The organism is Sphaerisporangium aureirubrum, assembly GCF_042658925.1.
GTDB lineage: Bacteria > Actinomycetota > Actinomycetes > Streptosporangiales > Streptosporangiaceae > Sphaerisporangium > Sphaerisporangium aureirubrum.
On record NZ_JBHSRF010000007.1, the window covers coordinates 119,326 to 135,454 of the forward strand.

The 16,129-nt window shown below is 69.9% G+C and carries 34 protein-coding genes; 1 reads left to right on the forward strand and 33 read right to left on the reverse strand.

Translation table 11 applies throughout. The annotated features are described in order from the left end of the window. Window positions 1-81 precede the first annotated feature (81 nt). From ACFP1K_RS07730 to ACFP1K_RS07890, 33 genes are all read right to left on the reverse strand, one after another. Window positions 82-300, reverse strand: coding sequence for a hypothetical protein (locus ACFP1K_RS07730; protein WP_380748461.1), 219 nt, complete (start codon window positions 298-300; stop codon window positions 82-84). Further along, window positions 300-899 carry a hypothetical protein gene (locus tag ACFP1K_RS07735; RefSeq protein WP_380748463.1) on the reverse strand — a complete coding sequence of 200 codons (600 nt, stop codon included), beginning with the start codon at window positions 897-899 and terminating at the stop codon, window positions 300-302. The genes ACFP1K_RS07730 and ACFP1K_RS07735 overlap by 1 nt, the downstream gene beginning before the upstream one ends. After that, window positions 896-1,885: a DNA translocase FtsK gene (locus ACFP1K_RS07740; protein ID WP_380748465.1), complete on the reverse strand. Its 990-nt coding sequence runs from the start codon at window positions 1,883-1,885 to the stop codon at window positions 896-898. The genes ACFP1K_RS07735 and ACFP1K_RS07740 overlap by 4 nt, the downstream gene beginning before the upstream one ends. Continuing rightward, the gene (locus ACFP1K_RS07745; protein WP_380748467.1) at window positions 1,882-2,760 is read right to left on the reverse strand and encodes a WhiB family transcriptional regulator; all 879 of its coding nucleotides are present in this window, start codon (window positions 2,758-2,760) and stop codon (window positions 1,882-1,884) included. Before ACFP1K_RS07745 ends, ACFP1K_RS07740 begins: the two co-directional genes overlap by 4 nt. Further along, the gene (locus ACFP1K_RS07750; RefSeq protein WP_380748469.1) at window positions 2,757-3,032 is read right to left on the reverse strand and encodes a hypothetical protein; all 276 of its coding nucleotides are present in this window, start codon (window positions 3,030-3,032) and stop codon (window positions 2,757-2,759) included. Before ACFP1K_RS07750 ends, ACFP1K_RS07745 begins: the two co-directional genes overlap by 4 nt. Beyond that, window positions 3,032-3,568, reverse strand: coding sequence for a hypothetical protein (locus ACFP1K_RS07755; protein ID WP_380748471.1), 537 nt, complete (start codon window positions 3,566-3,568; stop codon window positions 3,032-3,034). The genes ACFP1K_RS07750 and ACFP1K_RS07755 overlap by 1 nt, the downstream gene beginning before the upstream one ends. Further along, window positions 3,565-3,744 (reverse strand): hypothetical protein, encoded by a 180-nt coding sequence (locus ACFP1K_RS07760; protein WP_380748473.1) that lies wholly within the window; start codon window positions 3,742-3,744, stop codon window positions 3,565-3,567. The genes ACFP1K_RS07755 and ACFP1K_RS07760 overlap by 4 nt, the downstream gene beginning before the upstream one ends. Next, the gene (locus ACFP1K_RS07765) at window positions 3,741-3,905 is read right to left on the reverse strand and encodes a hypothetical protein (protein WP_380748475.1); all 165 of its coding nucleotides are present in this window, start codon (window positions 3,903-3,905) and stop codon (window positions 3,741-3,743) included. The genes ACFP1K_RS07760 and ACFP1K_RS07765 overlap by 4 nt, the downstream gene beginning before the upstream one ends. After that, window positions 3,905-4,099, reverse strand: coding sequence for a hypothetical protein (locus tag ACFP1K_RS07770; protein ID WP_380748477.1), 195 nt, complete (start codon window positions 4,097-4,099; stop codon window positions 3,905-3,907). The genes ACFP1K_RS07765 and ACFP1K_RS07770 overlap by 1 nt, the downstream gene beginning before the upstream one ends. Continuing rightward, window positions 4,096-4,380 (reverse strand): hypothetical protein, encoded by a 285-nt coding sequence (locus tag ACFP1K_RS07775; RefSeq protein ID WP_380748479.1) that lies wholly within the window; start codon window positions 4,378-4,380, stop codon window positions 4,096-4,098. Before ACFP1K_RS07775 ends, ACFP1K_RS07770 begins: the two co-directional genes overlap by 4 nt. After that, the gene (locus ACFP1K_RS07780; RefSeq protein WP_380748481.1) at window positions 4,377-4,943 is read right to left on the reverse strand and encodes an HAD domain-containing protein; all 567 of its coding nucleotides are present in this window, start codon (window positions 4,941-4,943) and stop codon (window positions 4,377-4,379) included. The genes ACFP1K_RS07775 and ACFP1K_RS07780 overlap by 4 nt, the downstream gene beginning before the upstream one ends. Further along, window positions 4,940-5,437, reverse strand: a complete 498-nt coding sequence (locus ACFP1K_RS07785; protein ID WP_380748483.1) for a hypothetical protein — start codon at window positions 5,435-5,437, stop codon at window positions 4,940-4,942. The genes ACFP1K_RS07780 and ACFP1K_RS07785 overlap by 4 nt, the downstream gene beginning before the upstream one ends. Further along, on the reverse strand, window positions 5,434-6,087 hold the full coding sequence (locus ACFP1K_RS07790) for a hypothetical protein (RefSeq protein ID WP_380748485.1): 654 nt from the start codon (window positions 6,085-6,087) through the stop codon (window positions 5,434-5,436). The genes ACFP1K_RS07785 and ACFP1K_RS07790 overlap by 4 nt, the downstream gene beginning before the upstream one ends. Then, a complete protein-coding gene (locus tag ACFP1K_RS07795; RefSeq protein ID WP_380748487.1) occupies window positions 6,087-6,254 on the reverse strand; it encodes a hypothetical protein in 168 nt (55 codons plus the stop codon). Before ACFP1K_RS07795 ends, ACFP1K_RS07790 begins: the two co-directional genes overlap by 1 nt. Further along, complete coding sequence (locus tag ACFP1K_RS07800) at window positions 6,254-6,574, reverse strand: hypothetical protein (RefSeq protein ID WP_380748489.1); 321 nt, start codon at window positions 6,572-6,574, stop codon at window positions 6,254-6,256. Before ACFP1K_RS07800 ends, ACFP1K_RS07795 begins: the two co-directional genes overlap by 1 nt. Then, complete coding sequence (locus tag ACFP1K_RS07805; protein WP_380748491.1) at window positions 6,571-6,777, reverse strand: hypothetical protein; 207 nt, start codon at window positions 6,775-6,777, stop codon at window positions 6,571-6,573. The genes ACFP1K_RS07800 and ACFP1K_RS07805 overlap by 4 nt, the downstream gene beginning before the upstream one ends. Next, on the reverse strand, window positions 6,774-7,409 hold the full coding sequence (locus ACFP1K_RS07810) for a hypothetical protein (protein ID WP_380748493.1): 636 nt from the start codon (window positions 7,407-7,409) through the stop codon (window positions 6,774-6,776). The genes ACFP1K_RS07805 and ACFP1K_RS07810 overlap by 4 nt, the downstream gene beginning before the upstream one ends. Before the next feature lie 65 nt (window positions 7,410-7,474). Beyond that, window positions 7,475-8,218 (reverse strand): exonuclease domain-containing protein, encoded by a 744-nt coding sequence (locus ACFP1K_RS07815; RefSeq protein WP_380748495.1) that lies wholly within the window; start codon window positions 8,216-8,218, stop codon window positions 7,475-7,477. Beyond that, window positions 8,218-8,808 (reverse strand): hypothetical protein, encoded by a 591-nt coding sequence (locus tag ACFP1K_RS07820; RefSeq protein ID WP_380748497.1) that lies wholly within the window; start codon window positions 8,806-8,808, stop codon window positions 8,218-8,220. The genes ACFP1K_RS07815 and ACFP1K_RS07820 overlap by 1 nt, the downstream gene beginning before the upstream one ends. Further along, window positions 8,808-9,236, reverse strand: a complete 429-nt coding sequence (locus ACFP1K_RS07825) for a hypothetical protein (protein WP_380748499.1) — start codon at window positions 9,234-9,236, stop codon at window positions 8,808-8,810. Before ACFP1K_RS07825 ends, ACFP1K_RS07820 begins: the two co-directional genes overlap by 1 nt. 9 nt (window positions 9,237-9,245) lie before the next feature. After that, the gene (locus tag ACFP1K_RS07830; protein WP_380748501.1) at window positions 9,246-10,448 is read right to left on the reverse strand and encodes a recombination directionality factor; all 1,203 of its coding nucleotides are present in this window, start codon (window positions 10,446-10,448) and stop codon (window positions 9,246-9,248) included. Then, window positions 10,445-11,446: a hypothetical protein gene (locus ACFP1K_RS07835; protein ID WP_380748503.1), complete on the reverse strand. Its 1,002-nt coding sequence runs from the start codon at window positions 11,444-11,446 to the stop codon at window positions 10,445-10,447. Before ACFP1K_RS07835 ends, ACFP1K_RS07830 begins: the two co-directional genes overlap by 4 nt. Then, window positions 11,443-11,706: a hypothetical protein gene (locus ACFP1K_RS07840; RefSeq protein ID WP_380748505.1), complete on the reverse strand. Its 264-nt coding sequence runs from the start codon at window positions 11,704-11,706 to the stop codon at window positions 11,443-11,445. Before ACFP1K_RS07840 ends, ACFP1K_RS07835 begins: the two co-directional genes overlap by 4 nt. Then, window positions 11,703-12,122 carry a hypothetical protein gene (locus tag ACFP1K_RS07845; protein ID WP_380748507.1) on the reverse strand — a complete coding sequence of 140 codons (420 nt, stop codon included), beginning with the start codon at window positions 12,120-12,122 and terminating at the stop codon, window positions 11,703-11,705. Before ACFP1K_RS07845 ends, ACFP1K_RS07840 begins: the two co-directional genes overlap by 4 nt. Continuing rightward, complete coding sequence (locus ACFP1K_RS07850; protein WP_380748509.1) at window positions 12,122-12,325, reverse strand: hypothetical protein; 204 nt, start codon at window positions 12,323-12,325, stop codon at window positions 12,122-12,124. Before ACFP1K_RS07850 ends, ACFP1K_RS07845 begins: the two co-directional genes overlap by 1 nt. Further along, entirely contained in the window at window positions 12,322-12,798 is a 477-nt protein-coding gene (locus ACFP1K_RS07855) for a hypothetical protein (protein ID WP_380748511.1), read from the reverse strand. The genes ACFP1K_RS07850 and ACFP1K_RS07855 overlap by 4 nt, the downstream gene beginning before the upstream one ends. Then, window positions 12,795-13,058 (reverse strand): hypothetical protein, encoded by a 264-nt coding sequence (locus tag ACFP1K_RS07860; RefSeq protein ID WP_380748513.1) that lies wholly within the window; start codon window positions 13,056-13,058, stop codon window positions 12,795-12,797. The genes ACFP1K_RS07855 and ACFP1K_RS07860 overlap by 4 nt, the downstream gene beginning before the upstream one ends. A gap of 14 nt (window positions 13,059-13,072) precedes the next feature. Further along, window positions 13,073-13,285 (reverse strand): hypothetical protein, encoded by a 213-nt coding sequence (locus tag ACFP1K_RS07865; RefSeq protein WP_380748515.1) that lies wholly within the window; start codon window positions 13,283-13,285, stop codon window positions 13,073-13,075. After that, window positions 13,285-13,527: a hypothetical protein gene (locus tag ACFP1K_RS07870; RefSeq protein ID WP_380748517.1), complete on the reverse strand. Its 243-nt coding sequence runs from the start codon at window positions 13,525-13,527 to the stop codon at window positions 13,285-13,287. The genes ACFP1K_RS07865 and ACFP1K_RS07870 overlap by 1 nt, the downstream gene beginning before the upstream one ends. Further along, window positions 13,524-14,060: a hypothetical protein gene (locus ACFP1K_RS07875; RefSeq protein WP_380748519.1), complete on the reverse strand. Its 537-nt coding sequence runs from the start codon at window positions 14,058-14,060 to the stop codon at window positions 13,524-13,526. The genes ACFP1K_RS07870 and ACFP1K_RS07875 overlap by 4 nt, the downstream gene beginning before the upstream one ends. 89 nt (window positions 14,061-14,149) lie before the next feature. Next, window positions 14,150-14,377, reverse strand: a complete 228-nt coding sequence (locus tag ACFP1K_RS07880) for a hypothetical protein (RefSeq protein WP_380748521.1) — start codon at window positions 14,375-14,377, stop codon at window positions 14,150-14,152. A gap of 31 nt (window positions 14,378-14,408) precedes the next feature. Further along, entirely contained in the window at window positions 14,409-14,651 is a 243-nt protein-coding gene (locus tag ACFP1K_RS07885; RefSeq protein WP_380748523.1) for a hypothetical protein, read from the reverse strand. After that, window positions 14,651-14,935, reverse strand: coding sequence for a helix-turn-helix domain-containing protein (locus tag ACFP1K_RS07890; RefSeq protein WP_380748525.1), 285 nt, complete (start codon window positions 14,933-14,935; stop codon window positions 14,651-14,653). Before ACFP1K_RS07890 ends, ACFP1K_RS07885 begins: the two co-directional genes overlap by 1 nt. 763 nt (window positions 14,936-15,698) lie before the next feature. On the opposite strand from ACFP1K_RS07890, the gene ACFP1K_RS07895 reads away from it, so the two are divergent. Continuing rightward, window positions 15,699-16,094, forward strand: coding sequence for a hypothetical protein (locus tag ACFP1K_RS07895; RefSeq protein ID WP_380748527.1), 396 nt, complete (start codon window positions 15,699-15,701; stop codon window positions 16,092-16,094). The last annotated feature ends 35 nt before the right edge of the window (window positions 16,095-16,129 follow it).

A 16,129-nucleotide genomic window follows, 5' to 3' on the forward strand; every position in this document is an offset into this window, starting at 1 on the left:
GGTCAGCTCCAGAACAGAAGGAGAAGGGTCAGGGCGAACAGCAGGAGCGCGAGGGTCAGGGGCGGGTTGCGCTGCACGGCGTCACCCTGTTGGCCATGTGAGGAGAGCGGTGACCACGCCGGCGGCCACCACGGCGACGAGTCCCGCGAGGAGACGGGCTTCGAGTCGGCGGCCGCGAACCAGTTCTCCGCCGGGCGGCTGGTAGGGCCGGTCCCCCACCCGCCACAGCTGCGCGATGAGGACGACGGCGCCGACACACACGCCCAGCACGACGATGACCTTGGCGAACACGCCACCCATCAGGTCACCGCCCTACGCTCGGCGGGCTCAGGCTCAGGCCCGATCTCGTCGAGGGACGGCGGCTTGGGTTCTTCCAGGGTGTGGATCGGCATGAGCAGCGCGGTGGCGCGCTCCCGCTGGGCAGCGACCTCGCTGGACGCCCAGACCAGCGGCTTGCGGACTCCGCCGGCGAGTTGCCACAGCGGCCCGGAGGCTACCTGCGACCAGGCCTGGAACAACTTCTCATCGACCTCGAAGTAGTGGCCGTCGAGCCGGCGGATCAGCCGGTGATACACGGTGGCGCTGAGCTGCCGCACCCACACCGACTCGGCGACCGGGACCCGGTCAGCCTGATCCAGGTGCGGAAGCATCACCCGACGGACGAAGTCCGGGTCGTACCGCGGGATCTCGACGGGCTGCAGTGCGCCGCGGGCAAGGATCTGGTGGGTGCCATCGCGGGGGTGACCGAGCCTTGCGTATATCGGGGTGGGCACGTGGACGCAGCCGTAGGGCCAGGCGGCGTAGTGGTGCTTCCCATCGTCGTGGGTGACGAAGGTGAGGGTCGCCGGGCCGGTGCCGGACACGGCACGGGCGAGGCTGTAGAGCTGGGCCGGGGTCATACGTCCTCCCCCGCCGTCTCGACCTCGCCGGCGCGGATCCGTTCGACGGCGTCGTCGAGCCCGAGTCCGTCGATCAGGACTTCCCGGGCGCTGGTGCCGTCGGCGGGGCCGACGATGTCGTGCTCCTCGAGGAGGTCCATGAGGCGCCGGGCCATGAAGAACCCGACGCGCAGTTTGCGCTGGAGCATGGAGGTGGACCCGAACTGCGTGGTGACGATCAGCTCGGCCGCCTGCACCAGGAGGTCGGTGTCGAGGTCGGTCCCGGCGTCCGGCGCTGCGGCTGGGAAGAGGAGCTCCTCAACCTCGCCGTCGCCGCCGGCGAGTTCCTCGAGCCAGGGGTTACCGTCCAGGGCGCGCTCGGGGTCGAAGTCGTCGGTCCCGCTGACGGGCATCCACAGCCCGATGAAGCGGTGCGCGACGAGCACGACGAGCGGGTCACGGGCGCGGCCGCCGAGGACGGTGAGGTGGTCCCACTTGTGGGCGGCTCGGGCCCAGCGCGACATGTACTGGGGGGTGAGGAGCACGGCGGGCGACACCGGTGTCCGCGACCGGTGCAACGCCTTCGCGACGATGGGCTGCCAGGCGATGTGGGGCGCGGCGCTGGCCTGGACGGTGAGCCGGGGCCCGTCTTCGGAGTCGACGCGCAGGCTGAGGCCTGTGGGTGTCGCGTTGTCGGTGGAGGGCAGCTGCAGCTGGTCGATGATCAGGGTGAGCCGCGGGTCATAGTCCTTGGCGTGCTTGAAGGTCCGCAGGATGTTCCGGGCGTCGACGACGCTGATGGCGATCTTGGCGGGGTCCGCGTCGCCGAGGTGGTGGCGGGTGGCGCCGAGGGTGTACCGGTCGGTCGCGACGGCGTACAGCACGCGGTCGGTGACCTGCAGGCGGACGATGTTGTAGTGGGGGTCGTCCTTGCCGGTGGAGGCGTGCGGGAGGACCGGCACGAGAAGCTCGTGCAGGTCCGTGGTGCTGAGGTCGATTCGGGTCACTCGGCGGTGGTCCTCTCAGGGCGGGCGAGGCGTGCGGTGGTGCGCTCGGCGGTGTCGGCGGCCGCGGCGGCGCGTGGGGACCGGGCGGGCCAGTACGGGCTGGGCCCGGACAGCGGATTGGGGGTCTTCGCGGGGGCGGGCCGGGGCGGGATCCGGCGGACCGTCACAGAGAACGGGCCGTGCGCGAGCCCAGGGAACGCCACGTTCGCCGGCCGGGGGCGGTGCTTCCGGGCGGCCGGGACCACGCGGCTGGGCATGACAGGGCTCGCCGTGATGCCCAGCTTCTTGCGCTCCTCGTTGCGCTGCTTGCGGCTCGTGCCAGCCCAGATGCCGTCGACGGCGTAACGCAGGGCGTAGTCGAGGCAGGGACCACGCAGGGGACAGGACATACAGGTGTTCTTGGCGTCCTGGCTGCCCCCGCCCTTCCCTGGGAACCACATCGCAAGGTCGGTGCCACGGCAGGCCGGAGTGTCGTCGTCGAGATCGCTGGGGTGCGGTGGTGCGACACTCAAGGGTCTGAGCACGCTTTTGCCGACTTCCGGGAGGTCGCCTCTTTCGCGCGCTGCTTGAGGGGCCTTGGATGCGCTGGCGAGGCGCGTGACGTGACGTACAGAGCAGCCGATGCGGCTGGCCAGGATCTCGGGATCCGTCACCCCGTCAGCGACCAGGCGGTCGTAGTCCTGCACCTTGGAGAGCGCGCTCTGGCTGCTCGGGGCCCAAGGCTCTGCAGGTTGACGGCTCGGCGGAAACTTGTGGAGGGCGAACTTCGCCTTGTGGTGGTCGTAGCAGGTCTTCCGCAGGTTCCGGGCACCGTGCGGGCCTTCCTCGCCGCAGCAGACGCACGTGACGATGGGGGGTGGCGTCCTTCTCCTCATGGGGCCTCGCTCCTGGCCGCGATCACGTCTACCTGCCAGAGCTGCATGGCGCGCGAGCCGTACGGGCTGGGAACCTCAGTGCAGATCACCTGACGGGCGTCGGCCAGGCGGCGAAGTGCGGCGACGACACCGTTCCTGCCGCCAGCGCCGCGGCCGAGAGCGCGGGAGATCTCGTTGGCGGTCATCCTGGCCGTGGGGTGGCGCTGGAGGTGCTGGCGGACCTGCTGATCGGTGTCAGCCGAGAGGGCAGCGCGTGTCTGAGTGATGCCCATCAGGTGGTCACCGCCTCGGGCCAGGCGACCTTGTCGAGCGCGGCCCGGTGCGGCCTGGGCATGGGGGCGAGCGGCGCGCCCAGGTGGTCGAGTCCCATGGCGCAGAGCACGACGGCGTCGCAGAGGTCGTCGTCGCCGCCGGTCCGGAACTCGGGCCAGCGGCGCGTCACCGCCTCGATGACGGCGCCCTTCGTACCCGAGCCCTTGCCGAGCGCGTACAGCTTCAACTGCCCAGGGGTCACCGCGGCGACCGGGACACCCGCCATGCGCAGCCGGTCCACGACCAGCCACCACAGACCCGCCCGCTCAGAGGCGCCGCCATAGGCGGCCGCGGCGGCGTTGGCCTCCAGGACAGCCAAGTCTGGCTGCTTGACCAGTGCGCAAATCTCGCCGGCCAGACCAACCAGAGCGTCGCGTCGGTCCCAGACCGGAAGCTTGGTGATGCCGCCGGCGCCGACCGTCTCGGCCCAGCCGGTGCTGCTGGCGATACCGCTGGCAGTCAGGCTGATGTCGAGGCCGACCACACGTGGCGTCATTGCAGCACCACCAGTGCCAGTAGCGCGGCGCAGATCCCGCACACGCCGGTGACCTTCGCCCAGGTGGCTGCCCTCCGGGAGCCCTCGATGTCGCCGACCTTCATCCGCCCGGTTCTCGCGCGCTCGGCGAGCATCATGAGCGCGACGAAGAAGCAGGCGACGACCAGGAAGATCATCGGCGGCCTCGTTTCCCGCGCGCCAGCCACCTGTCGAGCCGCGCCCCTGCCCAGGCAGGAAGACGCACGTCGTCCAGGTGGCCCCGCCGGAAGAGCACGAAGAGAAGGAGGCCGGCGACCACCAGGCCGATCACGCCGGAGATGCCGAACAGCTGCTGCATCAGAGGGAGTCCTCTCGCGCGCTGTCGACGACTCGGACAGGCCACCGAGGCGCAGGTGCGGCGAGACGGGTGCGTGCGGCGGCACGATCTCCTCGGATCGTGCCTACGCCGAGCGCGACGAGGAACACCACGAAGACCACACCGAAGAACGCGAACACACCGCCGACGATGACGAGCCACTGCGGAAGGGTCATCGCACCCACCGCCGGTCGAGCTTGGGCAGCTGGGCGACGAGCGCCTCAAAGGCCGCTTCCTCCGCGGGACCCAGGTCGCGGACCAGCGACTCCGGGTGCCAGGGAATGTTGCCCACGTACAGCCGGTCCGTGCGCCGGCGCCGCCGCGCGGTGCTCCACGCGTACGCGGCGAGCGCCGCGATGATGAGCACGGGGATCAGCAGCAGAAGCAGGATGATCCCTGTGTCGGCCGGGTGGGTCTGCAGGTAGTGCCACACCTGGCCGAGTTCCTCGGGGCTCACTGGTCGCCGCCCGTCCGCTCGGCCAGCCAGTCGGCGGCCTCGGCCAGGTGCTCCGTGGTAAGCCCACGTCGGGGATCCACATGGATCAGCAGGAACTCCCCAACGTCCGGGTGCTCCTCCAGGTGCAGCTGGTCGCCGGCGCGGAAGTCGTCGTCGAACCACACGAACGGCCGCCCGGCGACGTACCTGGCGACCTTCGGGGTTTTGTACATCACGAGCGGGTCGTGCCAGGTTCTCCACTGCGACGCGTGGTCCATCGTGATGACCGGCAGCCGCGGCAGCCCGAGCCGGGGTCCGATGTGCACGTTGGCGTGGTGATCCCAGGACGTCGCCCACACCAGCTGCCCCCCGGCCCGCTCGGATAGCCGGAGCAGCTGCTCGCCGTGCTCTGGATTGAGCCGCACGTTGTACCGCTCGTTGTCGACGACGCAGCGGTACCTTCTCCACGCCTTCGAGCGTGGGAGTTGGGGGTTCACGACGCCGTCGACGTCAAGCAGCAGCAGAGGGCGGTCGTCCTGGTCGACGTCAGCCGGGGAGAGACATGCGAGGGTGGTGGTGCTCACGGTGCGGGGGCTTTCTTGATCGTGGTGGTAGTGGTCGCGCGCGGGCGCGGCAGGACGGGGATCGCGGCGTCGGGGCCCGCGGTGATGCCCCAGTCGCCGCTCCTTGCGATGCGGGTGCCCGTGCCGAGCGCGGGGAGCAGAGAGCCGAAGTACGGCTCGAATCGGTCGATGGGGTAGGTCCGGCCGAAGAAGTCGATGACGTCGCCGACCGCTAGGTCACGGCCGAGGATCATGCCCGCCGGCACCGAGTCGCCCGCGGCGCGGCGGACGTCACGCGGCTTGCTTGCGGCGTCGGGGCTGGACGTGAACCGCCCGCCGTACCAGGCGGCCTGCTCCGGCGAGGCGAACCGCGGCTTGGCGGCGCGCTCCGCCTCGACCGCTTTACGGTTCGCCTCCAAGCAGTCGTCGCACATCAGGACCTTGCGGTAGCGGTGCTGTCGGTAGCCCCTCGGGGTCCCGTGCTCGATCCCCTGCGCCTGGCCGATGACGGTCATGGCGTGACCGCCGCGGCGTGGGTGGGGCACTGGCCGTGCTCGGAGCACCAGCACGGCGGCTGCGTGCCGCGCTCCTCGGTGGGTTCGTCGGTGGTCGCGACAGCCTCGGCGTGTTCCCACCCCTCCTGCAGGCTGGCGAGCAGGTCACCGGGCAGGGTGCCCAGGACGGTTTCGGTCGCGCGGGCGACCTGGTCCATCGCCTGCGGGTGGTCGGCGTGCAGCCTTTCCCGCCAGGCGGCGTAGAGGTTGTACAGCGCCTGCAGCACCGGATGATGCTCGGGACGAATCAGGCCGCCCATCGCGCCGACGAGCTCCCACGCCCGGTCGACGCACGCCGAGCACAGGTCGCCCTTCACCAGCGGGTCAGGCACCCAGGAGCAGGAACCCTCACACGCGGCGTTCTCGGTACACCCGCAGATCCGGCACCTGGTGACGTCGGGGTCACCCAGGGCGCGCTCCAGGCCGGGCCATAGCCCGCGGATCCGGTCCTCGGGGATCCCCGCCGACATCTTGTTGTACGCCTTGCCACCCAGGAGCACCGCTGCGTCGCGCGCCACCGCAGACGGGATCGGCCCAGCCAGATTGGGCTCACCCAGCACGTAACCGAGCAGATCGAAAACGGACTGGGATTCCTCGTTCGTGAAGGTCATCAGTCGGAGCCTCCGTTCACGGTCGCGGCCTGGATCACAGTCGGGGCGGGCGCAGGGCGGGGCGTCGGCCGGCCCGGCGGGCACGGCGAGGAGCCCTGCAGCAGCGCGAACACGAGCGCCGCGGCCGCCACGGTGAGCGCCACCAGCGCGGACAGCCCAGGCCGCATCACACGTCACCGCCCGTCGCGCCCCATGTGGCGTCGTCGAGCTGGGGCCGGAACGGAGCGAGCTCGCGCTGAGCCCGCACCGCCTCGGCCTCGGCGTCCGGCAGCCCCAGGCACAGCGCCTCGGTAACACCGGCCCGGAGGTTCAGCCGGGCGGCGTCGTCGTAGTCATGCCGGGCCTCGACATACGCCAGCGACGGGACCGCGACGTGGTCGATCAGCTCGACCAGGGCGGTCTGAGTCGTCAGCAGCTGCTGAACCTTGGCGCGCAGCTGAAGCAGCTCACCGATAGCCGGCGCCCTGGGCGGAGACTGAACGCTCATGCGGGCCGCTCTCTACGGACGGCGTTCCGTGGAAGGCGACGCTGAGGCCGCAGGCTCCGCTTCACCGCGGCCGCTACCCACAGCACCACCACGGCGTACCGCGTCAGCGCGTCCAGCACCCGGCGCCGCAGCAGCGGCCGGTACGCAAGTGCGACGCCGGCTACGGCCGCCAGCAGACCAACGACGCTGATCAAGTCCCTCACGACCGCACCACCCCCGCCTGCGCGTCCTGCGCGACGCTGCGCAGCTGACACAGCTGGCCCGCCTGCACCTCGCCGCTCGGCGTGTCGTGGATGTAGCCGTTCTCCTCGGTCCACCGCATCGGCTGCCGGCACGGCGGCGGGCAAAGATGTCGGCCGAGCGTAGGGCCCTCGGTCGTCACAGCCGCCACCATCACGTCCCCCCGGGGCGCCGTCAGCGGCACGATCCGCAACGCGACAGCGGCCGCCGACAGCGCCTCACTGGCCCGTTTCTCCAGATCTGCCAGCCCCGCCGCCTGCCGCTGCTGTTCGGCCAGGTCGTTGACCTGCCGACTCACCTCTTCGAACGCAACGCGCTTGGCCTCGTAGTCGGGGGACAGCGCGCTGAGCTGAGCACTCAACCGTTCCGCCTCCGCACGGTGCTGCTCGGAGTTGCGAAGATGCTGCTCGGCAGCTTCCCGGTTGGCCTGCACGACGATGTCCCGCGCCTTGTCACCGGGCCAGGAGTCGTCGTGCTCGATCGGCGCCGACGGCATAGTGGCGGCCTCGATCGTGGAGGTCTCGGCCGGGCTGCCGGAGTCGAAGAACGGGGAGTTGGGGTAGGGCGGCCTGTGCACGCCGTTACGATCGATCATGTTGTGCTCCGTAGTGATCGGGTGGGCCCCGCGCCTATTGCGGCGGCGCGGGGCTCGTCTGCGGCTCATACGGCCGCTCGTTCGCGGTAGGGCAGCATCGGCCACTCGCCCGGGACACCGTCGTGGGGCTTGCCGACCGAGTCGAAGTACGCCCGCAGCTCGGCGCACTGCTGCGCCCGGGCCTTCACCTGCAGCGCGTGCAAGTCAGGCAGCGACATCTCGCCGATCTCCGGGTGCGTGCGCGCGATCTTCCACACCACCCGTGCCGCGGCGAGCGCGTCGAAGTGCGCATCGTGCGCGCCATCCAGCCGGACCCCCCAGATCTCGCACAGCGCGGTGAGCCGCCGGCGACCCTTCCCCCGGAGGGGGGGATCGACGAGCTTGTCGAGCACCATGGCGTCGATCACAGGGGCGATCGGCTCACCCCCGCGGCGCTCCTCCAGGGTGCGCAGACCGTGACGGCGCAGCTCGCGATCTAGGAGAGTGAGGTCGTAGACACAGTTCATCCCGACCAGCGGCCATCCGGCGTTGAGCGCGTCGACTAGATCGTCAGCGATCTCCTCCAGTGCCCCCTCGGGCTGGCGGCCTTCGGCGGCGACACGCTCGTTGGTAATGCCGTGGATAGCGATGGCTTCCGCCGGGATCGGGACGCCGGGGTCGATCAGGTGGTGCTTGATCATGGTCTTCTCGTCCGGTCGGATCCACACCAGCGCGGCGGTGACGATCCGATCGGTCTCGACGTCGACGCCCGTTGATTCCGTATCCCAGGGCAGCAGGGGCCCCAGGTACCAGCGCTGCTTGGCCGCCATCAGTCGTCCGTCCACACCGGGGAGAGGTCGTTGCAGTGGCACGGCGCGCTGATGTCACGGAGCCGGTGGATGGTGCACTCGGTGATGTGCCGTTTCCAGCAGTCGCATGCGTCCTTGCCGACACGGGCCGCGCAGGTCGACCAGTGCCGTGCGGCCTCGGCCACGTCGGCGGGCAAGTCGGCGACGAGCGCCCGGTAGAGCGGCGTCGACCTGAGCCATGCATCCGGGTCCGCTTTCCGCTGCTCGGCGGCCGTCGCCCACTCCCGCTCGAACGCGTCCTGCGCCATCTCACCCCTCGGAGCGAGATAGAGGACTTCGGGTCTCGGGACCGGATGCCCGTTCTTGTCGGCGACCACCGTGGGCGCCGTGCTGGTGAAGATGTGCGCGATCTCGCCGAGCTCGTAGTAGCCCGCGAGCCGCTTAGCCTGCCTGAGCAGCCAGTTCGCGGCGTTGTAGCGCCATGCCGCATCCATCTCCGCGATCGGCGCCGGCGGCCGACCCTTGGGCACCCAGGTGGTGTCCTGGGACAGGTACCGGTACCAGGCGAGGGGCATGCCGAGGAACTGGCGGCGGTCGAACTCGTACACCATCAGAACGGCACCTCGCTCTTGTCCTTGCGCAGGAACGGCAGGATGGGACGCGCGGGGCGCGGGGCGGGCCGGTCGAGCTCGACGGTGTTCGATAAGCCGAAGCCCAGGCGCCGGGCGAGGACGCAGCCGGAGCACTTGCACTGCAGCTGCCGCCCGGTCGCCTCGTCGGCGCCATGGACCCAGGTGGCGTGTCCGAGCAGGACCTCCTCGAAAGCACTCTTGATGTGGGTGAGTTCGCCGCGGTACTCGGCGATGTCCTCGGCGAGCCCGGCCTCGCGGCAGTCACAGGCTGTCCGGTGCGTGATGCACGCGGCGTAGCGGGGGTCGAGGGTGTCCTTCGGCGGCGGCTCCGTAAGCACCACCTCGACACGGTTGCGCGATGGGCCGAACCAAACGACGTGCCGGGTCGCGATTGCGGTGGAGGTCATGGCGATGTCCTAGAAGGGGGGCTCGTCGGTCTCGGCCGAATCGTCGGCCGGGCTGGGCTTGGTGAAATCGCCGGCCTTCAGGCGGCGCAGGAACATCTCCAGCTCTTCTTCGGTGGCCTTGTCGTGCGGCACCCCGCCCATCGCCTGCGCGAATTGCGTGCGCAGCTCCGACATCTGCCACGGCGCCAGCGCGACGATCTGCTGCCACAGCAGGTCCGCGTCCAGGGGCTCGCCATCCGATCCGGTGGCGACGGGTGCGGGGGTGGATGTGTCCTGTTCGGCGGCCTTCAGCCGTACGCCGATCGCCACCAGCTCGGCCCTGCGCTCCTCGCCGAGCGTCAGCTTGGCGTCCGCGGCGATCTGCCAGATCTCCCGCCATTGCTTGACCGTGGTCGCCTTCCGCGCGGCCGCGAGGACGGCCTCCGGGGTGACCTGGGCTGGGGCAGGCTGCGGCCCCTCGATCGCCACCTGCCCCGCCGTCGCCCCGAGCTCGGCACGCTGACCGGAACCGACCGCTACCGTGGAGACCGACCCCGCCAGAACCTGGCCCGCCGTCCCGCCACGCAGCTCGACCGCGACCACCGGGAACTGCTTGGTCCTCCCCTTCGCCACCCGGGTGCGCTGCTCGATCCGCAGCCGCACCGGGATCAGCGCGGCCTCCCCGATCGATCCCTTGAGCACGTCGACGGCGGCCGCCATCTCGTTCGCCGAGTAGTACGAGTGGGTCTCGACCCGCCACGCGCCGATGTCCGGCATCTCCGGCAGAATCACGTTCAGCCGGGTGGTCACCTTGCACGCGCCGTCCTTCGGCGCGGTCTCCCAGAAGGCGTCACCGAACTGCTGCCGACACAGGCACGGCCGATCGGCCAGGCTCTCGGTCATCCCGTCGCAGCGCCGCTGCGCCCCGCCCTTGGACCACATCTCGTAGGCCTGCGACAGCGGGTCACCGGGCGGAAGGATCGCGTCGAGGTGAACGGCTTCAGTGATCGCGCGGTACTGTTCCGCGCCGTTGCCGAGCGGCTGCCACTTCTCCACCGTGCCGCCCCACACCTCGGCGGCCGCCTGGACGTAATGCTCGGCGTGGCTGGTCACGATCCACGTCTGGGAGCGGACCGGGCGGGCCTTGGGGCCGCTGGTGTCGGTGTAGCCGGTACGGAGTCGGCCGAGTTCGCGGGCCTGCCGCTGGAGGGTGAGGATGCGTCCGGGCATCATGCGGCCTTTCGCGCCGAGGTGGACGGGGGCTTGAGGGCGGCGCCGACGATGTTCTTCGCCGGGCCGGTCTGGAACTCCGCCACCTGGCGGATGTGAAGGAACGCGGCGAACACGTCATCGCCGCAGCGCACTGGATAGAGCCGGTAGCCCTGCGGCCGCAGGTGCAGCACCACGCCTACGTCGTGCCGGCGCGGCAACTCCTCCCGGGTCCCGTCGCGGAGCCAGCCGTACCGCGCCTTGCGGTACGCCGACATCTGGACACCGGCCTCGGGGTAGACCCCGTGGATGTTGCCGTCGGAGGTCCGCTCGTCGAGCTCGCCGCCGGTCTTGGTATCCCCCGCGATGTCCATGTCGGCCGGGCAGCCCAGGGCGGCGGCGAGCAGCGGGGAGGTCAGCAGGTAGTCCAGGGTGCCGGCGTACTTGTGCTCGTAGTCGGCGACCACCATCTCCGAGGCGGTGAACGTGATCTGCCAGTCGGAGACGAACTCCTCGAAGTGCACGATGTAGGGCTGCATCTCGGGGTTGTCGAGCACGTCATCGGGGATCGGGGTGCCCAGCACCTTGGCCTCGATGATCTGGTGTACCGCGGTACCGAGGTCGGCGCGCTCGTCCCGTTTACGGGTGTGGGCGCGGCGGAGCCAGTCGTACATCTCCTTCTCGCTGTCCGGGTCACGGGACGCGCGCACCAGCTCGGGAAGGTGTTCCATCGCGGTCTCGGCGACGAGGTTCCCGGCCCAGTGGATGAGGGCTTCCTTGGGGGAGCCCTGGTTGAGAATCGTGGTGACCGAGCGGAGCAGTTCGCCGGTCTCCCAGTCCTTGTAGAACCCGGACTTGGAGCGGCGCGGGATGCGGGCGGTGCCGATCGGCGTGCCACTGCCCAGGCAGGGCAGGACAGCGCCGATCGGCTTGTGCTTGCGCAAGCGGCCGTCCTGGTTGACCTGCACCTTCGGCTCTAGGCAGGTCGGGCAGGCGGCGCGCTTGGGCATCTGGTCGGTCACGGGCGGCCGACCGTGGTGTTGGTGGCGAGCGCGGCGGGCCGGGCCGGGGAGCGCCCGCGTCGAGCGGCCTGAATGGCGTCCTGCAGGTCCGTCAGATCCGGCACGGGCATTGGGTTGCCCGGCCAGTCACCGACCTGGCCCAGGGCTCCACCGGTGGCGAGGTAGTCATGCGCGAGGCAGTCCTCGCCCGCTTCGCCAGCGGGGCACTGGAACATCTCGGCCTCGGTGCGGTTAGGGTCCGCACACCAGCAGCGGGTCACAGGCCACCATCCGGGGCGGTACGGGCATTCGCGGCCGCGACGGTACGGGCCTTCACGGCATTCACCACCGCTGGCGGCCACACCCACCGGTCGCGCTTCAACCGCTCCTGCGGCCGCCGTTCGCACACGTCATCGGCCCACATCTTGATCCGCACGGGCAGGCCGGCCAGGTCCCCACGCACGAACAGCCACGCGGTGGGAGCGCCACGGTTGAGGTGGAGGCTGATCGCGGGCGCGTCCATCCGTTCGATGACGGCCACGGCCAGGTACATCTGCTCGGCCAGGGGTAGTGCCGTGCGTCCGTACTGGTGCAGGTTGATCTCCTGGGCGGGCCAGCCCGGCGGCAGCGTGGGGTAGTCGGCATAGAGCTTCGCGAGAATCCACAGACCCCGGATGTACGCAGCCCGTTCGGACATCAGTGGGTCACCTCCGGGGCGAGAGCCTCGGCCATTTGCGCACGCCAGGCGGCCTGCTGTGTGGCCGCGTCGGGGCTGTATGGGGGCCGGGGCGACAGCGGGCCGCCGCGGGCGGCGGTGAGGTAGTCGTCGATCTCACGGTTGGTCGGGGCCTCGGCGCGGGCCTCGCGGTGGGCGCGGATCCGCCCGATCAGGCCGGTCATGACAGGCACCTGCTGCACTTCGGGTGGCACGGCTCCCCCGCCGCCAGGCGCTCCAGCGCGGGGTCGTGGGGCCAGATCAGGCCCACCCCGGTGGCGAACGCCCGGACCTTCGGCGCGCCGTACCGCGTGTACGGCGCCTCGTCCATCGCCCTGAACGCGTCGTCCCCGCCGATCAGCCAGGCGTACTCCCCAAGCCTCTCGGGGACGAGGCTCGCCAGGTCGGCGCGGTGACCCAGGAGGTGCCCGAGCGCCTTGAGGTAGAGGTCCTTCGCGACGCCGCGGAGGTCGCTGACCGGCTCCCAGTCAGGGATCACGGCGCCGGGGATGAACGGCCGGGCGTGCTCGAGATCCAGGGCGCCGAGCAGGGTCCGCCGGCGGAACCACAGAGGGTCGACCTCGTCCGAGATGGACTCGATGCGGGCGACGATCTCGGGCTGCGTGCGCGCATGGTCGCGGTGCTGGGTCTCGCTCACGTGGCGACTCCCAGCTCGCGGCGGGTGTAGTCGAGCAGGCCGGCCCGGGCGTGCGCCTTGGTGCGGGCGATGCGCTGGGTTTCCGTCGGCGGCTCGTATGCCTGGCATTCGACGCCGTCCGGGGGGATGTCGCCGGGGGTGGCGCCACACCAGCGGCAGCCGCTGATAGGCGGCGGTTTGCCGTCGGGCCAGCGGATGGGGCCGTGCCGCAGGCCGGTCTTCTCGTCCATGAGGGGGAGGCGGTGTAGGAGGCCACTCATCCGGCTCATCCGGCTCATCCGGCGGCCCCCGATCCGGTGTTGGAGTGCGTGGAGCAGAGGTCCGGCGCGCTTCGCGATCCCTTGCCACGTCTCGGGCGCACGGTCCATCCGGCCGCCTTCGCCTTCGTGCGCATCGTCCAGTCGCAGTCGTCTCGGAGTGCCGCGGAGCACCCCTCGCCGTCGCAGGTCAGGGAGTAGACCGGCGGGGTGATCATGGTCAGCGCCATCACACATCACCCATGACGCAGGCGGGCTGCTCGTGATGGCTCCCCGGGGCGGCGGTCACCGGCTGGTTCGCGGGAAACGTGTCCCACCACGAACCGGACCGCACCTCACGGGACCCGTAGTCGATCGCCGCCTCACGGGTCTCCGGGACCAGACCGTCGACGACCACGTCACGACCGCCAATCGTCAGGATGTCCCCGAGCTGGAGGTCGGCGGCCGTCTTGATCACGCGCAGGGACGTCACGCCGCCACCGCCGGAACCACCTGGGGCTGCTCGGGCGCCTCCACCCGGTCGACGTACGCCGAGACCTCCACCGGAACACCCCGGTAGGTCGCCCGCACCTCGAGCCTCGTCCCGTGCTTGAGCACGCTCTCGGACACCGGGACACCGAGCCGCTCAGCGAAGGCGTCCAAGGCGGCCCGCTTCTCCTCGTCGGAACCGTGGGGGCTCGCCTCCAGGGCCCCGACCCGGTAGGGGCGACTACTCACGTCCCAGTCGACTAGCGGCAGGTCCGTGGAGAACTCGGCGGCCACGGTCAGGGCGGCCTGAACCGCGATCCGGTCGAGCTGGTCGTCGGTGATCGGGGTCCACGTGGACTGGTGGACGCCGCTGTCCGGGCGGTGCAGCAGGACCGAGTCCGGGTACGAGTGCTGCAGGTCGGTCAGCAGGGCCTTGGCGGCCGCCTGGTCGGTGATGGGCTCGGTGCGGGCGGACATGCCGCCGCCCTTGATGTCGATGGCGTACTCGTGACCGTTGAGGGTCTTAGGCTTGGTCATGCCTCTGCTCTCCTGTCTCGTGTCAGGGTCTTGAGCGGGGGTCGGGCTCGGCCGGGTGCCACCGGTCAGGGCCCGTTTGCTGTCCGGGGTCAGCGGGCCTTCGCGGCGGAGCGGGCCCGGACGGTCTGCGGGGCGTAGTTGTTCTTGCGGGCCCGGCGGGTGACGGCGCGGTCCGCGGACTTGGCCTGGCGGCCCGCCTTGGCGGCGAGCGTGTGGTGGCCGATCTTGTGGTCCCGGCGGCGGCGCTGGCGCGAGGTGAGCCGCTCGGCGCCGTTCTGCCTGTGGTAGCGGTCGGTGCGCTGCTCGGCGTTCAACATGGGGGACTCCTCGTAGAGTGAATGGGCTTGGTCAGGCGGCGTTGGTGCTGCGGGCCGCGAGGTTGGCGCGGGCCTCGGCGCGGTGCTTTTCGATCAGGGCGGTGATCTCCTCGACCGACGGGCCACCCGGGACGTACGCCTCGCGGGCTGCTTCGTCGGCGGGGAGCGAGTCACGCCGGGCCCGGGCCGCGGACAGGATGAGCCCAGCCCGCGTCATGGCCTCGTCGTAGAGAGGGCGCTGTTCGGGCGGGAGCGCGTCACGGTAGGCCGACATCAGTCCCTCCGTCCGTCGGCGGTGCCGGTGGAGGGCGGCTCGTCCGGCGGGGTGCAGAGATGTCTGACCGTCACGCCTAGTGCGTCGGCCAGGACCTTGGCGTTAGGCGCGGTGGGGCAAATGACTCCGGCCTCCCAGCGAAGGATGGTGGTGTGGGCGAAACGCGGCCCGCCGACCTCCTCGCACCGCTGAGCGAGCTGCTCGGCGGTCAGTCCCCGCTGTTCGCGTTCGTGCCGTGCTCGCACACCGTTGAAGGGGAGGCTCAGGCGTCTCGGTGGTGCCATGTGCGCACCGTAGCGCACATGTGCGAACGTGCGCAACAGTGCGAAACAGGTGCGCACCTGACATGCCAGTAGCGACCAGTTTCGGGGGTCCACCTGGGAATGTGCGGTACGGTGCGATACAGTGCGCACAGCCGCAACACGATTGCTGGAAGGGCTGTCACGATGAGCGTCAGCGAAGAGAGCACCACGCGTCTCGATCGCCTGACGAACCAGCGCCGCAAGGAACTCCGCCTCTCGTGGGAGGAGATCGCAGACCAGGTAAACGTCTCCACTGCCCACCTACGCAGGTTCCGCCGAGGTCAATCTGGCGTCAGCGACACTGTCAAAGCCGACTTTGAGGCAGCCCTGCGGTGGGCCCCAGGATCCATCGACCGAATCTTGGCCGGCCAAGATCCCGTCGACTTACACTCCCCAGCCACCACACCCCAGGTCGCAGTCGAGGCGAAGGCGACTGCGGCGACTCCCGAGTCGCCCCCCGACATCGCCGCCATGAGAGCCGAGCTCAATCAACGCCTTGCAGCAATGTCCCCCCCCGAACGCGCTCTCTTCGAACAAGTCATACAAGAGGAGGAGGCAAACCACGAACGCCGCATACTGGAGCGAAATCTGACATATGCGAAGCTACTGGCCCGACCACCGCGCGGAGCAGATACACGGCAAAGCCTCTAAAAAATCGTCCAAAACACGTAACCCTTATCGGGTGATGGAGCGTCCATATCTCACCAGGGCGCCTAAAGAAACGCTCCTAACCTGAGGTAGCCGCATGCAACAAAAAGTTTTCGGTTATGCAGCCGTAGCCCTCTGGGGTCTTGTAGGCCTCAACGCCACTGCGATCTCCATTGAACTCGCCGATCCCGACAATTGGAGCGCTCCCTTGCGCGCCATCACATGCGGCGCCATCGCCCTCACCACGGTCTGGGCAATCGGCCGCATCGTGAACGCAATAGAACTGATCACAACAAACCAGAAGGAATCCGCCGAACTGATCGCCGCGGCTCAGCGGGAATCCGCCCAAAGGTACACAGAGGGCAGCAAGCTAGTCGCCGAAAAGATCGACACACTCGCCACAAATCTGTCCGACGTGACGCTTAGAGAACTGTTCCGGACGAGCTATCTCCAGGGGCAGCTTGACGTCCTGAGCACCCAATATCCGACGTAGCCCAGACAACAACCCGTTTGGCTCGCTCGTGTCCC

Bases quoted from the DNA above. Each gene is read 5' to 3' on its own strand.
- ACFP1K_RS07815 (WP_380748495.1), bottom strand. From the start codon at position 8,218: ATGGCGGCCAAGCAGCGCTGGTACCTGGGGCCCCTGCTGCCCTGGGAT.
- ACFP1K_RS07745 (WP_380748467.1), bottom strand. From the start codon at position 2,760: ATGAGGAGAAGGACGCCACCCCCCATCGTCACGTGCGTCTGCTGCGGC.
- ACFP1K_RS07735 (WP_380748463.1), bottom strand. From the start codon at position 899: ATGACCCCGGCCCAGCTCTACAGCCTCGCCCGTGCCGTGTCCGGCACC.
- ACFP1K_RS07885 (WP_380748523.1), bottom strand. From the start codon at position 14,651: ATGTCGGCCTACCGTGACGCGCTCCCGCCCGAACAGCGCCCTCTCTAC.
- ACFP1K_RS07750 (WP_380748469.1), bottom strand. From the start codon at position 3,032: ATGGGCATCACTCAGACACGCGCTGCCCTCTCGGCTGACACCGATCAG.
- ACFP1K_RS07755 (WP_380748471.1), bottom strand. From the start codon at position 3,568: ATGACGCCACGTGTGGTCGGCCTCGACATCAGCCTGACTGCCAGCGGT.
- ACFP1K_RS07820 (WP_380748497.1), bottom strand. From the start codon at position 8,808: ATGGTGTACGAGTTCGACCGCCGCCAGTTCCTCGGCATGCCCCTCGCC.
- ACFP1K_RS07860 (WP_380748513.1), bottom strand. From the start codon at position 13,058: ATGAGTGGCCTCCTACACCGCCTCCCCCTCATGGACGAGAAGACCGGC.
- ACFP1K_RS07875 (WP_380748519.1), bottom strand. From the start codon at position 14,060: ATGACCAAGCCTAAGACCCTCAACGGTCACGAGTACGCCATCGACATC.
- ACFP1K_RS07825 (WP_380748499.1), bottom strand. From the start codon at position 9,236: ATGACCTCCACCGCAATCGCGACCCGGCACGTCGTTTGGTTCGGCCCA.
- ACFP1K_RS07790 (WP_380748485.1), bottom strand. From the start codon at position 6,087: ATGACCTTCACGAACGAGGAATCCCAGTCCGTTTTCGATCTGCTCGGT.
- ACFP1K_RS07795 (WP_380748487.1), bottom strand. From the start codon at position 6,254: ATGCGGCCTGGGCTGTCCGCGCTGGTGGCGCTCACCGTGGCGGCCGCG.
- ACFP1K_RS07845 (WP_380748507.1), bottom strand. From the start codon at position 12,122: ATGTCCGAACGGGCTGCGTACATCCGGGGTCTGTGGATTCTCGCGAAG.
- ACFP1K_RS07730 (WP_380748461.1), bottom strand. From the start codon at position 300: ATGGGTGGCGTGTTCGCCAAGGTCATCGTCGTGCTGGGCGTGTGTGTC.
- ACFP1K_RS07830 (WP_380748501.1), bottom strand. From the start codon at position 10,448: ATGATGCCCGGACGCATCCTCACCCTCCAGCGGCAGGCCCGCGAACTC.
- ACFP1K_RS07810 (WP_380748493.1), bottom strand. From the start codon at position 7,409: ATGATCGATCGTAACGGCGTGCACAGGCCGCCCTACCCCAACTCCCCG.
- ACFP1K_RS07765 (WP_380748475.1), bottom strand. From the start codon at position 3,905: ATGCAGCAGCTGTTCGGCATCTCCGGCGTGATCGGCCTGGTGGTCGCC.
- ACFP1K_RS07850 (WP_380748509.1), bottom strand. From the start codon at position 12,325: ATGACCGGCCTGATCGGGCGGATCCGCGCCCACCGCGAGGCCCGCGCC.
- ACFP1K_RS07880 (WP_380748521.1), bottom strand. From the start codon at position 14,377: ATGTTGAACGCCGAGCAGCGCACCGACCGCTACCACAGGCAGAACGGC.
- ACFP1K_RS07760 (WP_380748473.1), bottom strand. From the start codon at position 3,744: ATGATCTTCCTGGTCGTCGCCTGCTTCTTCGTCGCGCTCATGATGCTC.
- ACFP1K_RS07785 (WP_380748483.1), bottom strand. From the start codon at position 5,437: ATGACCGTCATCGGCCAGGCGCAGGGGATCGAGCACGGGACCCCGAGG.
- ACFP1K_RS07770 (WP_380748477.1), bottom strand. From the start codon at position 4,099: ATGACCCTTCCGCAGTGGCTCGTCATCGTCGGCGGTGTGTTCGCGTTC.
- ACFP1K_RS07895 (WP_380748527.1), top strand. From the start codon at position 15,699: ATGCAACAAAAAGTTTTCGGTTATGCAGCCGTAGCCCTCTGGGGTCTT.
- ACFP1K_RS07890 (WP_380748525.1), bottom strand. From the start codon at position 14,935: ATGGCACCACCGAGACGCCTGAGCCTCCCCTTCAACGGTGTGCGAGCA.
- ACFP1K_RS07800 (WP_380748489.1), bottom strand. From the start codon at position 6,574: ATGAGCGTTCAGTCTCCGCCCAGGGCGCCGGCTATCGGTGAGCTGCTT.
- ACFP1K_RS07865 (WP_380748515.1), bottom strand. From the start codon at position 13,285: ATGGCGCTGACCATGATCACCCCGCCGGTCTACTCCCTGACCTGCGAC.